The 12,908-nt window shown below is 67.5% G+C and carries 10 protein-coding genes and 3 tRNA genes; 4 read left to right on the top strand and 9 right to left on the bottom strand.

Going from position 1 to position 12,908, the window contains the following annotated elements:
- Nucleotides 1–6 precede the first annotated feature (6 nt).
- Entirely contained in the window at nucleotides 7–1,134 is a 1,128-nt protein-coding gene (locus AC07O8_RS07670) for a branched-chain amino acid ABC transporter substrate-binding protein (protein WP_495047445.1), read from the bottom strand.
- Nucleotides 1,135–1,257: 123 nt separating this feature from the next.
- Here AC07O8_RS07670 and AC07O8_RS07665 point away from each other — a divergent pair, with 123 nt between their 5' ends.
- The 3 genes from AC07O8_RS07665 (at nucleotide 1,258) to AC07O8_RS07655 (ending at nucleotide 5,105) form a co-directional block, all read left to right on the top strand.
- Nucleotides 1,258–1,647: a hypothetical protein gene (locus tag AC07O8_RS07665; RefSeq protein ID WP_495047444.1), complete on the top strand. Its 390-nt coding sequence runs from the start codon at nucleotides 1,258–1,260 to the stop codon at nucleotides 1,645–1,647.
- Between the two features lie 70 nt (nucleotides 1,648–1,717).
- Complete coding sequence (locus AC07O8_RS07660; protein ID WP_495047443.1) at nucleotides 1,718–3,340, top strand: ABC transporter substrate-binding protein; 1,623 nt, start codon at nucleotides 1,718–1,720, stop codon at nucleotides 3,338–3,340.
- Nucleotides 3,341–3,575: 235 nt separating this feature from the next.
- A complete protein-coding gene (locus AC07O8_RS07655) occupies nucleotides 3,576–5,105 on the top strand; it encodes an ABC transporter substrate-binding protein (protein ID WP_495047442.1) in 1,530 nt (509 codons plus the stop codon).
- Nucleotides 5,106–5,220: 115 nt separating this feature from the next.
- Here the strand turns inward: AC07O8_RS07655 and AC07O8_RS07650 are convergent, their stop codons facing one another.
- The 4 genes from AC07O8_RS07650 to AC07O8_RS07635 form a co-directional block, all read right to left on the bottom strand.
- Nucleotides 5,221–6,174 carry an NAD(P)H-dependent flavin oxidoreductase gene (locus tag AC07O8_RS07650; RefSeq protein ID WP_495047441.1) on the bottom strand — a complete coding sequence of 318 codons (954 nt, stop codon included), beginning with the start codon at nucleotides 6,172–6,174 and terminating at the stop codon, nucleotides 5,221–5,223.
- A 39-nt stretch (nucleotides 6,175–6,213) separates the two neighbouring features.
- Nucleotides 6,214–8,007, bottom strand: coding sequence for an acyl-CoA dehydrogenase (locus AC07O8_RS07645; RefSeq protein WP_495047440.1), 1,794 nt, complete (start codon nucleotides 8,005–8,007; stop codon nucleotides 6,214–6,216).
- A gap of 181 nt (nucleotides 8,008–8,188) precedes the next feature.
- On the bottom strand, nucleotides 8,189–9,118 hold the full coding sequence (locus AC07O8_RS07640) for an electron transfer flavoprotein subunit alpha/FixB family protein (protein WP_495047439.1): 930 nt from the start codon (nucleotides 9,116–9,118) through the stop codon (nucleotides 8,189–8,191).
- Nucleotides 9,119–9,250: 132 nt separating this feature from the next.
- The gene (locus AC07O8_RS07635) at nucleotides 9,251–10,006 is read right to left on the bottom strand and encodes an electron transfer flavoprotein subunit beta/FixA family protein (RefSeq protein WP_495047438.1); all 756 of its coding nucleotides are present in this window, start codon (nucleotides 10,004–10,006) and stop codon (nucleotides 9,251–9,253) included.
- Nucleotides 10,007–10,289: 283 nt separating this feature from the next.
- On the opposite strand from AC07O8_RS07635, the gene murI reads away from it, so the two are divergent.
- Nucleotides 10,290–11,159 (top strand): glutamate racemase, encoded by an 870-nt coding sequence (gene murI, locus AC07O8_RS07630; RefSeq protein WP_495047437.1) that lies wholly within the window; start codon nucleotides 10,290–10,292, stop codon nucleotides 11,157–11,159.
- A gap of 33 nt (nucleotides 11,160–11,192) precedes the next feature.
- On the opposite strand, the gene AC07O8_RS07625 is transcribed toward murI, so the two are convergent.
- The 4 genes from AC07O8_RS07625 to AC07O8_RS07610 form a co-directional block, all read right to left on the bottom strand.
- A complete protein-coding gene (locus AC07O8_RS07625) occupies nucleotides 11,193–12,479 on the bottom strand; it encodes an MFS transporter (protein ID WP_495047436.1) in 1,287 nt (428 codons plus the stop codon).
- Between the two features lie 37 nt (nucleotides 12,480–12,516).
- Nucleotides 12,517–12,604, bottom strand: a tRNA-Leu gene (locus tag AC07O8_RS07620).
- Between the two features lie 101 nt (nucleotides 12,605–12,705).
- Nucleotides 12,706–12,781, bottom strand: a tRNA-Gly gene (locus tag AC07O8_RS07615).
- A gap of 50 nt (nucleotides 12,782–12,831) precedes the next feature.
- A tRNA-Gly gene (locus AC07O8_RS07610) sits at nucleotides 12,832–12,907 on the bottom strand.
- Nucleotide 12,908: the final 1 nt, after the last annotated feature.

Genomic DNA, 12,908 nt, shown 5'->3' with positions numbered 1-12,908 from the left:
CCATGGTCAGAGGCTCTTCAGCGGCACGACGTCCTTGCCCTTGAGCGTGAACACCGTGACGGCGGACGACTTGAGGTCGTGCTTGTCGTCGTAGGCGTACTCGCCGGCCACACCGGCGTAGGTGGACTTCGCCAGGTGCTCGCCGACCTTCTTCGGATCGGTGGACTGCGTCGCCTCGATGGCGCCGGCCAGCAGGTAGGCGCCGTCGTAGAAGGAAGCCGCGTAGGTCAGCGGGTCGCGCTTGAACTCGGCCTTGTACTTGTCCAGGAACTGCTTGCCCTTGGCGCTGCGGTCGATCAGCGCGCCGCCCTGCGTGCAGTACGTGTTCAGGTCGGTCGCGATCTGCGACAGCGTCGCGGTCTCCGACGAGCAGATGCCGTCGCCGCCCAGCAGCGGCACCGTGATGCCGAGCCCGCGCATCTGGCGCAGCATCGGACCGCCCTGCGCCGAGTAGCCGCCGTAGAACACGGCGTCGGGCTTGGCGGCCTTCACCGCGGTCAGGATGCTGCTGAAGTCCGTGGCCTTGTCGTTGGTGAATTCCTTGGACACGACCTTGATGCCGAGCTTGGCCGCCTGGGCGGTGAACTCCTGCGCGACGCCCTGGCCGTAGGCGGTGCGGTCGTCGATGACGGCGACCGTCTTCACCTTCAGGTCCTGCGCCGCGTAGACGGCCATCTTCGCGCCGAGCTGGTTGTCGGTCGCGCCGATGCGGAACAGGTTGGACTGGTTCGGCTGCTGCGTGATGCGCGGGTTGGACGCCACGGTCAGCACGATCACGCCGCCGTCGGAGAACACGCGCGAGGCCGGCATGGTCACGCCCGAGTTGTAGGGGCCGAGCACGAACCTGATCTTCTTGTCGACCAGCGCCTGGGCGACCTGCACGCCCTGGCGCGGATCGGCCACGTCGTCGTTGACGTCGAGTTCGAACACGACCGGCTTGCCGCCCACCTTCACGCCCTTGGCGTTCAGTTCCTTGATGGCGAGCGCCGCGCCGTCGCGGTTGTCGATGCCGTAGCCGGCCTGCGGACCGGTGACCGGGCTCATGAAGCCGATGCGCACGCGCTCCTGCGCCTGGCAGCCCAGGGCCGCGAGACCGGCGGCGAGCACCAGCAGATTCAAAGAGAACTTCTTCATATGTCTTCCTCGGTAAGGTCTTCCCGGGTAAGGGAGAGGTCGAGTCTACGTAAAGCAACCGTGGCAAGCATGGCAAGCGTGGCAAGCGTGAACAGCGCGGTTCAACCCCGTCTACAGTGGTGCATGTCCTCTCGATCAGGCAGCGTCGTCTGGATCCATCCGGAAGCGCCCCCCAAACCCGCCGTCGGCGACGCCTGCAACGGCTGCGGCGTGTGCTGCCTCGCCGAGCCCTGCCCGCTCGGGATGCTGGTGAGCCTGAAGCGCGAAGGCGCCTGCCGCGCGCTGCAATGGTCCGAGGACGATGGTCAATACCGGTGCGGCATGCTGGTGCATCCGACGCGCTATGTCGGCTTGCGAACCCTCAGGCCCGATGGCCTCGTCAATCGCCTGATCCGCCGCTACGCGCGCCGCATGATCGCCGCCGGCATCGGCTGCGACGCGGACCTCGAGCCGACGACGGCGCCCGTGCCCGCGCCGCCCGCGGCGGGACCCTCATCCCCGGAGAAGCGCTAAGCAACGCCTGCCCCCGCCGGGCATAGCATGGAGCGAGCACCGCCTGACCAGGCTTCATCGGAGTCCGCCCATGTCCCACCGCCCGACAGTCCGCTTCCCGACCGCGTTCCGCTTCGCCCGCGCCCGCATGGCGCTCACCGTGGCCCTCGCCTTCGGCGCGATCGCCGCCGCGCCCGGCGCGCAGGCCGTGGCGCTCCGCTGGGCCGCCCAGAACGACGTGCTGACGCTGGACCCGCACTCGCAGGACCACACGACCACCAGCGCCATCCTGCAGCACGCCTACGAGGGCCTGACCCGGTACAACGAGCAGTGGGAGGTCGAGCCCTGCCTGGCCACGAAGTGGACCCCGATCAGCCCGACGCAGGTCCGCTTCGAGCTGCGCAAGGGCGTGAAGTTCCACGACGGCTCGCCCTTCACCGCAGATGACGTGATCTTCAGTTTCGACCGCATCCGCCAGCCGCAGGGCACCATGCAGATCTACGTCACCGGCATCAAGGAGATCCGGAAGATCGACGACTTCACCGTCGACCTGATCCTCGAGTCGCCGCAGCCCATCCTGCTGCGCAACCTCGTCGACTTCCGCATCATGAGCAAGGTCTGGGCGGAGAAGAACAAGGCGACGCAGATGGCCGATTACAAGGCCAAGGACGAGAACTACGCCAGCCGCCACACCGACGGCACCGGCCCCTACGAGATCGTCTCCTGGCAGCCCGACCAGAAGATCTCGATGACGATCAACAAGGGCTGGTGGGACAAGAACAAGGGCAACATCACCGAGGTCAGCTACATCCCCATCAAGTCCGATCCCACGCGCGTGGCGGCGCTCACGTCGGGCGACGTGGACCTGCTCACCGAGGTCCCGACGCAGGACGTCGCCGCGGTGAAGGCCGACGCGAAGCTCAAGTCGATCGAGGGCCCCGAGACCCGCACCATCTTCTTCGCGATGGACCTGGGCAGCGACGAGTTGCGCGGCGCCTCGGTCAAGGGCAGGAACCCGTTCAAGGACCTCCGCGTGCGGGAGGCGCTGTCCATCGCCATCGACCGCGAGGCGATCAAGCGCAGCATCATGCGCGGCATGTCGGTGCCGGCGTCGCTGATGGTCCCGCCCGGCGTGAACGGCTACGACGCCGCGCTGGACAAGCCTGCCAAGCCCGACCTGGTCCGCGCGAAGCAGCTGCTCGCCGACGCCGGTTATCCGAACGGCTTCGAGCTGCCGCTGAACTGCCCCAACAACCGCTACGTCAACGACGAGAAGGTCTGCCTGGCCGTCGTCTCGATGTGGAGCAAGATCGGCGTCACGGCCCGGCTGACCGCCCAGCCGATGTCGCAGCACAGCCAGCTGTTCCAGCGCTTCGAGGCGCCGCTCTACATGCTGGGCTGGGGCGTGTCGACGATGGACGCGCTCTATTCGCTGCAGGCGCTGGCGCGCACGCGCAGCGGCGGCGCGGACGGCAGCTTCAACTTCTCCAAGGTCAGCGATCCCGCGCTCGACAAGCTGATCGACGCCGCCAAGAGCGAGATCGACATCCCCAAGCGCAACGCCCTGCTGCGCGACGCGCTGGTGCGCACGCGCGACCAGTTCCTGTTCATCCCGCTGCACCATCAGGTGCGCCCGTGGGCGATGCGCGCCAACCTGCAGACGCTGCACCGCTCCAACGACCGGCCGGAAGCGCGGTTCACGACCATCAAGTGACCGCACCCCGGGCAATCCCGTAGACGCGCCGGCCCCTCGGGGCCGGTGCCGGCGGCTAGCATCCAGGCGACTTCACGTTTGCTTAACGACGTTGCCAAGGGAGCTGCCGCTCATGTCGAGGAATCACTCCGGATCGATCCGATCCGCTCGTACCGCCCGTACCGCCCGTACCGCCCGTACCGCTCGTACCGCTCGTACTGCTCTTACCGCCCTGTGCCTCGCCGCCCTCGCTGCGGTGGTGGGAACCGCCCAGGCCGCCCCGCTGCGCTGGGCCGCGCAGAACGATGTGCTGACGCTGGACCCGCACTCGCAGAACCACAGCACCACGAACGCGATCACGCAGCACGCCTATGAGGGCCTGACGCGCTACGACCGCCAGTACCAGGTCGAGCCCTCGCTGGCCACGAAGTGGACGCAGGTCAGCCCGACCCAGGTCCGCTTCGAGCTCCGCAAGGGTGTGAAGTTCCACGACGGCTCGCCGTTCACCGCGGACGACGTGGTGTTCTCGTTCCAGCGCATCAAGCAGCCGGTCGGCACGATGCATCCGTTCGTGGCCGGCGTCACCGAGATCAAGAAGGTCGACAGCCACACCATCGACGTGATCCTGGCCGCGCCCAATCCCATCCTGCTGCGCCAGTTCGTCGACTTCCGCATCATGAGCAAGCCCTGGGCGGACAAGAACAAGGCGACCAACCTGCCGGACTTCAAGGCCAAGGAAGAGACCTTCGCCACGCGCAACGCCAACGGCACCGGCCCCTACCGCATCACCGGCTGGCAGCCGGACCAGCGCATCACCATGGTCCAGAACAAGGAGTGGTGGGACGCGAAGAACGCGACCAACGTCGACGAGGTCATCTACACCCCGATCAAGTCCGATCCGACGCGCGTCGCGGCGCTGCTCTCGGGCGACGTGGATCTGCTGTCCGACATCCCGACGCAGGACGTCGGCCGGTTGAAGGCCGATCCGAAGTTGAGCGTCGCTGAAGGCAGCGAGACGCGCACGATCTTCATCGGCATGGACCAGGGCAGCGAGCAGCTCAAGGGCAGCAGCGTGACGGGCAAGAACCCGTTCAAGGACAAGCGCGTGCGCGAGGCGATGTCGCTGGCCATCGACCGCGAGGCGATCAAGCGCGCGACGATGCGCGGGCTGTCGGTGCCGGCCGGCATCATGGTCGCGCCGGGCGTGAACGGCAACGCGCCGGACATCGACGTGCCGACCAAGGTCGACGCCGAGCGCGCGAAGAAGCTGCTCGCCGAGGCCGGGTATCCGAACGGCTTCGAGGTGCCGATGAACTGCCCCAACAACCGCTACGTCAACGACGAGGAGATCTGCCTCGCCGTGGTGTCGATGTGGAGCAAGGTCGGCATCAAGGCGCGGCTGCAGACCGAATCGTTCAGCACCTTCAGCCCGAAGCTGCAGGCCTTCGAGTACCCGCTGTTCCTGTACGGCTGGGGCGTGCCGACCTATGACGCGCTGTACACGATGCAGTCCCTGGCGCGCACGCGTTCGGGCGGCGCGGACGGCAGCGGCAACTACTTCCGCCTCAGCGACGCGAAGCTCGACCAGATCATCGACGCCGCGAAGGTCGAGGGCGACGTGGCCAAGCGCAACGCGCTGCTGAAGGAAGGCCTCGTGCGCATCCGCGACGAGGTCTTCTTCATCCCGCTGCATCACCAGGTGCGGCCGTGGGCGATGAAGAAGAGCGTCACGACGCCGCACCGCTCGGACGACCGGCCGGAGGCGCGGTTCACGACGATCAAGTGACGAAGGCTTGGCGGACCAGTTCCGCCTGTTGCCAGCGACGATCACCGGCGAGGCCGTGGCGCCCGCCGCGGTTCAGCAGGTCGTAGTGCACCTTGCCGCTGCTCAGCACGGGCGATCAGGCCAGCGCGAGGCGCTGGCGCGCCGCCTTGTATTCGCGATCGAAGCGTGCCACCAGTTCGCCGGCGGGCAGCACTTCGCGGATCGCGCCGATGCCCTGTCCGCTGCCCCAGACGTCCTTCCAGGCCTTCGCCCCATTCCCGCCGAAGTTCATCTTCGTGGGGTCGCTCTCGGGCAGGTTCTCCGGATCCAGGCCGGCCTTGACGATCGAGCCCTTCAGGTAGTTGCCGTGCACGCCGGTGAACAGGTTGCTGTAGACGATGTCGTCGCTGTTGCTCTCGACGATCATCCGCTTGTAGTCGTCGGAGGCGCGCGCTTCCTCGGTCGCGATGAAGGCCGAGCCGATGTACGCGAGGTCCGCACCCATCGCCTGCGCGGCGAGGATCGCGTCGCCGCTGGCCATCGAACCCGACAGCGCCAGCGGGCCCTGGAACCACTCGCGGATCTCCTGGATCAGCGCAAACGGGCTCTTCACGCCGGCATGGCCGCCGGCGCCGGCCGCCACGGCGATCAGGCCGTCGGCGCCCTTCTCGATCGCCTTCTTCGCGAACTTGTTGTTGATGATGTCGTGCAGCACGATGCCGCCCCAGCCGTGCACGGCGGCGTTGACGTCCTCGCGCGCGCCCAGCGAGGTGATCACGATGGGCACCTTGTACTTGGCGCAGAGGGCCATGTCGTGATCGAGCCGGTCGTTGCTCTTGTGCACGATCTGGTTGATCGCGAACGGCGCCGCCGGCGACTCCGGATGCGCGCGGTCATGCGCGGCCAGGGTCTCGGTGATCTCGGCGAGCCAGTCGTCGAGCAGTTCGGCCGGACGGGCGTTGAGCGACGGCATCGAGCCGACGATGCCGGCCTTGCATTGCGCGATCACCAGCTTGGGATTGCTGATGATGAACAGCGGCGAACCGATGACCGGCAGACGCAGCTTGTTGAACAGCGGGGGAAGTGCCACCTCGTGTCTCCTCTTCGATGAATCCGGATGCGACAGGGATCAGAACGCGTCGACGGGCAGCGCCATCACGCTGTCCGCGCCGTTGACGATCGCGTCGCGCTGCGCGGCGCAGCGGGGCAGGATGTGCTCGGCATAGAAACGCGCGGTGGCGATCTTGGCGTCCATGAAGGCGACGTCCTCGCCGGTCGCCTTCAGTTCCTGTGCGGCGAGCAGCGAACGCGCCAGCTGCCATCCCGCCATCAGGTTGCCGCCCACCATCAGGTAGGGCACCGAGCCCGCGAAGGCCGCATTCGGCCTGGCCCTGCCGTTGGCCGCGATGAAATCGACGACCTCGACGAAGGCCGCGCGGGCCGCCGCCAGTTGCGTGCGCACCGCCAGCGCGTCGGCGCTGCCGTTGGCGGCCAGCGCGCCTTCGGTCTCCTCGACCTGCGCCGCCACGCTGCGCGCGAACGCGCCGCCGTCGCGCACCGTCTTGCGGCCGACCAGGTCGTTCGCCTGGATCGCCGTCGTGCCTTCGTAGATCGGCAGGATGCGCGCGTCGCGGTAGTACTGCGCCGCGCCGGTCTCCTCGATGAAGCCCATGCCGCCGTGCACCTGCACGCCCAGCGAGGTGACCTCCAGGCTCATCTCCGTGCTGTAGCCCTTCACCAGCGGCACCATGAATTCGTAGAAGGCCTGCGCCTGCTGGCGGGTCTCGGCGTCCTCGTGGTGATGCGCCATGTCGTAGGCCGCGGCGGCGTCGATCGCCATCGCGCGGCAGCCTTCGACCAGCGCGCGCTGCGTCATCAGCATGCGACGCACGTCGGGGTGATGGATGATCGCCGCGGCCTCCTTCGACGAGCCATCGACCGGCCGCGACTGCACGCGGTCCTTCGCATACTCGACGGCCTTCTGGTAGGCCCGATCCGCCACCGCGATGCCCTGCACGCCGACGCCGAAGCGGGCCGCGTTCATCATGATGAACATGTACTCGAGGCCGCGGTTCTCTTCGCCGATCAGCGTGCCGATGGCACCGCCGTGATCGCCGAACTGGAGCACCGCCGTCGGGCTCGCCTTGATGCCGAGCTTGTGCTCGATCGACACGCAGTGCGCGTCGTTGCGCGCGCCCAGCGAGCCGTCGGCGTTCACCAGGAATTTCGACACCAGGAACAGGCTGATGCCCTTCACTCCTTCCGGCGCACCGGGCACGCGTGCGAGCACCAGGTGGACGATGTTGTCCGCCATGTCGTGCTCGCCCCAGGTGATGAAGATCTTCGTGCCGAAGACCTTGTAGGTGCCGTCGCCCTGCGGCTCGGCGCGCGTGCGCACCATCGCCAGGTCCGAGCCGGCCTGCGGCTCGGTCAGGTTCATGGTGCCGGTCCACTCGCCGGAGATCAGCTTCGGGATGAAGGTCTGCTTCTGCTCCTCGGAGCCCGCCACCAGCAGCGCCTCGATCGCGCCGTCGGTCAGCAGCGGGCACAGCGCGAAGCTGACATTGGCCGCCTGCACGATCTCGCCGCAAGCCGCGCCGATCGTCTTGGGCAAGGCCTGCCCCCCGTAGGCCTCCGGATGCTGCAACCCCTGCCAGCCGCCCTCGGCGTACTGCTTGAACGCCGCCTTGAAGCCCGGCGTCGCGAAGACCTCACCGTTCTTCCAGTACGAGGGATTCCTGTCGCCTTCGACGTTCAGCGGCGCGATCACGTCCTCGTTCAGCTTGGCCGATTCCTCGAGCACCGCCTGCGCGGTGTCCAGGCCGTGGTCGGCGAACGCGGGGATCTGCTCGGCCAGCGTCTGCAGGCCGGCCAGGGCCTGCATGTTGAACAGCATGTCCTTGATCGGGGCGCGGTAGGTCATGGGGCTTGTCTCCGGATGAAAAAAGGGCGCCGCGCGTCGTCGGCGGGCGCCCTTGAGAATCTTTTTACTGAACCTCCGCAGCTCCGGTTCGGGATGAGCCGCTAGGCGCAAACCGCAGCCATAGCAGCGCTATGGCGAGGATTTGCAACGACGCGGATCGCCCGAAGCGGAGTTGCGGCGATCAGAGGGCCTTCACCAGTTCGGGCACGGCCACGAACAGGTCGGCTTCCAGACCGTAGTCCGCCACCGAGAAGATCGGCGCTTCCGGATCCTTGTTGATCGCGACGATCACCTTGGAGTCCTTCATGCCGGCCAGATGCTGGATCGCGCCCGAGATGCCGGCGGCGATGTACAGCTGGGGCGCGACGATCTTGCCCGTCTGTCCGACCTGCCAGTCGTTGGGCGCGTAGCCCGCGTCCACCGCGGCGCGCGAGGCGCCCAGCGCGGCGTTCAGCTTGTCGGCCAGCGGCGTCAGCACTTCATTGAACTTGTCGCTGCTGCCCAGCGCGCGGCCGCCGGACACGATGATCTTCGCGGCGGTCAGCTCGGGGCGATCGCTCTTCGTGACCTCACGGCCGACGAAGCTGCTCTTGCCGCTGTCGGCCACGCCGGACAGCGATTCGACGGCGGCGCTGCCGCCTTCCGCCGCGGAGTCGAAACCGGTCGTGCGCACGGTGATCACCTTGACGGCGTCGGTCGCCTGCACGGTCGCGATCGCGTTGCCGGCGTAGATCGGGCGCTCGAAGGTGTCGGGGCTGACGACCTTGGTGATGTCGCTGACCTGGCCGACGTCCAGCAGCGCGGCGACGCGCGGCGCGACGTTCTTGCCGGACGCGGTCGCCGGGAACAGCAGGTGCGAGTAGTCCTTGGCGATGGCGATCACCTGGGCGGCGACGTTCTCGGCCAGGCCGTCGGCGAACTGCGCGCCGTCGGCGTGCAGGACCTTGGCGACGCCCGAGATCTTCGCGGCGGCCTGCGCGGCGGCGCCGGCGTTCGAGCCGACGACCAGCACGTGCACGTCGCCACCGATGGCGGCGGCGGCGGTGACGACGTGGTGCGTGGCACCCTTGAGCGAGGCGTTGTCGTGTTCAGCGATGACGAGGATGGTCATGTTTGTTCTCTCCAGAGGCGTCGGTCTCGCCGACGCTTTGATGTCTTTACCCAGCGGAGCCCACGGAACCGGCTCTGCCGGGCCGTCGGGCTCGCCCCCTTGAGGGGGCGCGCGAAGCGCGTAGGGGGTGGGTCAAATCACCTTGGCCTCGGTCTTCAGCTTCGTCACGAGGGTCGCGACGTCCGGCACCTTGATGCCGGCGCTGCGCTTGGGCGGCTCGGCCACCGACAGCGTCTTGATGCGCGGCGACACGTCCACGCCCAGGTCGGCGGGCTTGATCACGTCGAGCTGCTTCTTCTTCGCCTTCATGATGTTGGGCAGCGTCACGTAACGCGGCTCGTTCAGGCGCAGGTCGGTCGTCACGACCGCGGGCAGCGTCAGGCTGACCGTCTCCAGGCCGCCGTCGACTTCACGCGTGACATTGACCTTGCCGTCGGCGACTTCCACCTTCGACGCGAACGTGCCCTGCGGCAGGCCCGTCAGCGCGGCCAGCATCTGGCCGGTCTGGTTGCAATCGTCGTCGATGGCCTGCTTGCCCAGGATCACCAGCTGCGGCTGTTCCTTGTCGACCAGCGCCTTCAGCAGCTTGGCCACGGCCAGCGGCTGCAGCTCGAGGTCGGCGGGGGTCTCGACCAGGATCGCGCGATCGGCGCCGATGGCCATCGCAGTGCGCAGCGTTTCCTGGCACTGCGTGACGCCGCAGGAGACGGCGATCACCTCGGTGACCACGCCCTTCTCCTTCAGGCGGACAGCTTCCTCGACGGCGATCTCGTCGAACGGGTTCATGGACATCTTCACATTGGCGATGTCCACGCCGGTCCCGTCACTCTTGACGCGCACCTTGACGTTGTAATCGACGACTCGTTTGACGGGGACCAATACCTTCATCGAAGCACTCCAAGCGGATTGACGTTAACGTTAATCAGATTCTATGGGAGCCCCGGGGCGCTCCCGTGTCTCCCAGCCGTCATGCGCCCCTGCTCCCGTCCCGGGCATCCCGGAAAACCGCGAGCGTCTCCTCGGCGCTGGCTCGAAAATAAAACGAACGATCGTTCTATTCTAGCCATTGCTTCGCGGCTGCCAAGCGGTCCGGGGCAGGAATGAGGGATTCCTCTAGACTGCGCTCCCGACACACCGCTTCGCCCCTCCTCACGATCACGCCGCGAGTCCCGTGCCTCCCCTGCCCCCTCCTTCGAGTTCCCCCTCGACTTCCCCCGCGGGTCCCCTCGCGACTCCCCCAGCCACCGACCCGCGCGTCCCTTGCATCGGGGTCTTCGATTCCGGCGTCGGCGGCCTGACCGTGCTGAAGGCCTTGCGCGAGCAGTTGCCGGACGTGCCCCTGCATTACGTCGCGGACGCCGCCCATGCCCCGTATGGGGATCGCAGCAGCGCGTACATCGTCGAGCGCAGCCTGCGCGTGGCCGAGCGTTTGCGCGAGGTCGGCGCGCGCATGGCGGTGGTGGCCTGCAACACGGCCACGGCCCATGCGGTGCAGGCCATGCGCGAGCGCTGGCCGGACTGGCCGGTCGTGGGCATCGAGCCGGGCGTGAAGCCGGCCGTGGCCGCCACGCGCAACGGCCGCATCGGCGTGATGGCGACGACGGCGACGATTGCGAGCCGGCGCTTCGAGCAACTGGTGGCGGCGCATGCCAGCGATGTCGAGTTGATCAGCCAGCCCTGCCCCGGCCTGGTCACGCTGATCGAGCAAGGCGATCTGCACAGCGCCGACCTCGGCACGCTGATCGAGCGCTTCTGTGCACCGTTGCGGGCGGCCGGCGTCGACACCGTGCTGCTGGGCTGCACCCACTACCCGTTGGTGCAGTCGCGCATCCAGGCGGCGCTCGGTGACGGCGTGCGGTTGCTCAACATCGAGGACGCCGTCGCTCGTCAGGGCAGGCGCGTGTGGGAGGGCCTCGGTCTCGCCACGTCGGGGCCGGCGGACATCGTGCTCGAAAGCACCGGCGATCCCGCGCCGCTGCGGCAACTGGCGCGCGAGGCGCTCGGTTGGCGCGACATCACGGCGACACGCATCACGACCTGAACGCCCTCCGACGCGATCAGCGTCGAATCGACCTCAAATCAGCGCGCGGGCGAGTCCGCGCGTCATGTCGACGCGTCTGAGCAGCCAGTAGCCCAGGACGAAGAAGACGCCGGTCGCGAGGATGGCGAGCCGGTGATTGCCGGCCGTCAGCACCGTGACCGCGCCGTAGGTCAACGGACCGATGATCGCGGCGAGGCGGGTGGCGAAGGTCCACAGGCCGAAGAATTCGGCCAGGCGGTCGTAAGGCGCGAGCGCGCCCGCCAACGCACGGCCGCAGGATTGGCTGGATCCCATGCACAACCCCGCGATCACCGCGGCGATCCAGAACAGCCAGGCGCTCGTCGCCAGGAAAGCCAGCAGCGTCATGACCATCCACCCCACCAAGGTCACCGCAAGGGCGGGCTGGTGGCCGATGCGGTCCTCGTAGTAGCCGAACAGGAAGGCACCGACGGCCGACGCGATGTTCACGAGGAACACCAAGGTCATCGTCTGCGCCTGCGAGAAGCCGAGCGCCTGCTCGGCGTAGACGGCCGCAAGCGCGATGACCACGGCGATGCCGGCCTGGTAGCTCGTGCCGCAAGCCAGCAGGCGCAGGAAGTCGGGGTATGCGCGAGCGCGCTGCCAGGAGGTCCAGAGCTGGGAAAGACCTGACCCCATGCGCGCCACGCGGCGCGTGGCACAAGGATCGGCACGCTCGCGCAGCAGCAGGAAGGTCGGCAGCGCGGCGAGGAGATACAGGCCGGCGGTGATCAACATCGTGACGGGGACGAAGTGATCGGCGACGTCACCGCGCGCCTGCGCGCTCAACACGTAGCCCAGGCACAGCCCGAGCGCGAGCATCCCGCCCAGGTACCCGAAGGCCCAGCCCCAGCCCGACACACGCCCAAGCGCGTCGCGCCGCGCGAGCTCCGGCAGGAAGGCCGCGATCAGCGATTCGCCGTACGAGAAGAACACGTTGGAGAGCACGACCGCCGTGGCGGCCCACCACAGCTGGTCGGCGCCGAAGACCGCCAGCGCGGCGGTCGAGAGCACGCAGCCGACCGTGCACACCCCGAGCAGCTTCTTCTTCGCCGCATGCGCGTCGGCCCAGGCGCCCAAGCCGGGCATCGTCACCATCACGAGGAAGCTGGAGACGGCGATCAGCACGGTCCACAGCAGCGTCGCCGACGGGTGACCCTTGGCGATGACGCCCACGAAGTACGCGTTGTAGACGGCGGTCAGGACGACGGTCGTGTAGCCCGAATTGGCGAAGTCGTACATCGACCAGCCGAAGACTTCGCGCTTGCGCACGCCCGCGTTCAACAGTTCCTGCACAAACATGCCCCTGCGCTGCGGTCCCTGGAAGTCAATCGCGTGGTGGTGCCTCGAACGGGACTCGAACCCGTACGCCGGTTGAGGGCGGCGGATTTTAAGTCCGCTGTGTCTACCAATTTCACCATCGAGGCCGCGGCGACTCCGCATCGATTCCATGTCGGAGTGAGCGGGCATTATCGGGGGCGCCGGACAAGAAAAAAGGGAAGCCAAACTGGCTTCCCTTTTTAGGATTTGGAGCGGGAAACGAGGCTCGAACTCGCGACCTCAACCTTGGCAAGGTTGCGCTCTACCAACTGAGCTATTCCCGCATCGCAGGACAGCGGAATGAAGAATCACCCCACCGACCTTTGGTGTCGTCTGGAGCGGGAAACGAGGCTCGAACTCGCGACCTCAACCTTGGCAAGGTTGCGCTCTACCAACTGAGCTATTCCCGCA

Source organism: Roseateles sp. GW821-FHT09G09, from assembly GCF_059415965.1.
This window is presented reverse-complemented; position numbering and strand designations above follow the sequence as displayed.

What these genes read in the sequence shown, in the direction of transcription:
- AC07O8_RS07670 (WP_495047445.1), bottom strand. Translation starts at nt 1,134, where the DNA reads ATGAAGAAGTTCTCTTTGAATCTGCTGGTGCTCGCCGCCGGTCTCGCG.
- AC07O8_RS07660 (WP_495047443.1), top strand. Translation starts at nt 1,718, where the DNA reads ATGTCCCACCGCCCGACAGTCCGCTTCCCGACCGCGTTCCGCTTCGCC.
- AC07O8_RS07625 (WP_495047436.1), bottom strand. Translation starts at nt 12,479, where the DNA reads ATGTTTGTGCAGGAACTGTTGAACGCGGGCGTGCGCAAGCGCGAAGTC.
- AC07O8_RS07645 (WP_495047440.1), bottom strand. Translation starts at nt 8,007, where the DNA reads ATGACCTACCGCGCCCCGATCAAGGACATGCTGTTCAACATGCAGGCC.
- AC07O8_RS07635 (WP_495047438.1), bottom strand. Translation starts at nt 10,006, where the DNA reads ATGAAGGTATTGGTCCCCGTCAAACGAGTCGTCGATTACAACGTCAAG.
- AC07O8_RS07640 (WP_495047439.1), bottom strand. Translation starts at nt 9,118, where the DNA reads ATGACCATCCTCGTCATCGCTGAACACGACAACGCCTCGCTCAAGGGT.
- AC07O8_RS07665 (WP_495047444.1), top strand. Translation starts at nt 1,258, where the DNA reads ATGTCCTCTCGATCAGGCAGCGTCGTCTGGATCCATCCGGAAGCGCCC.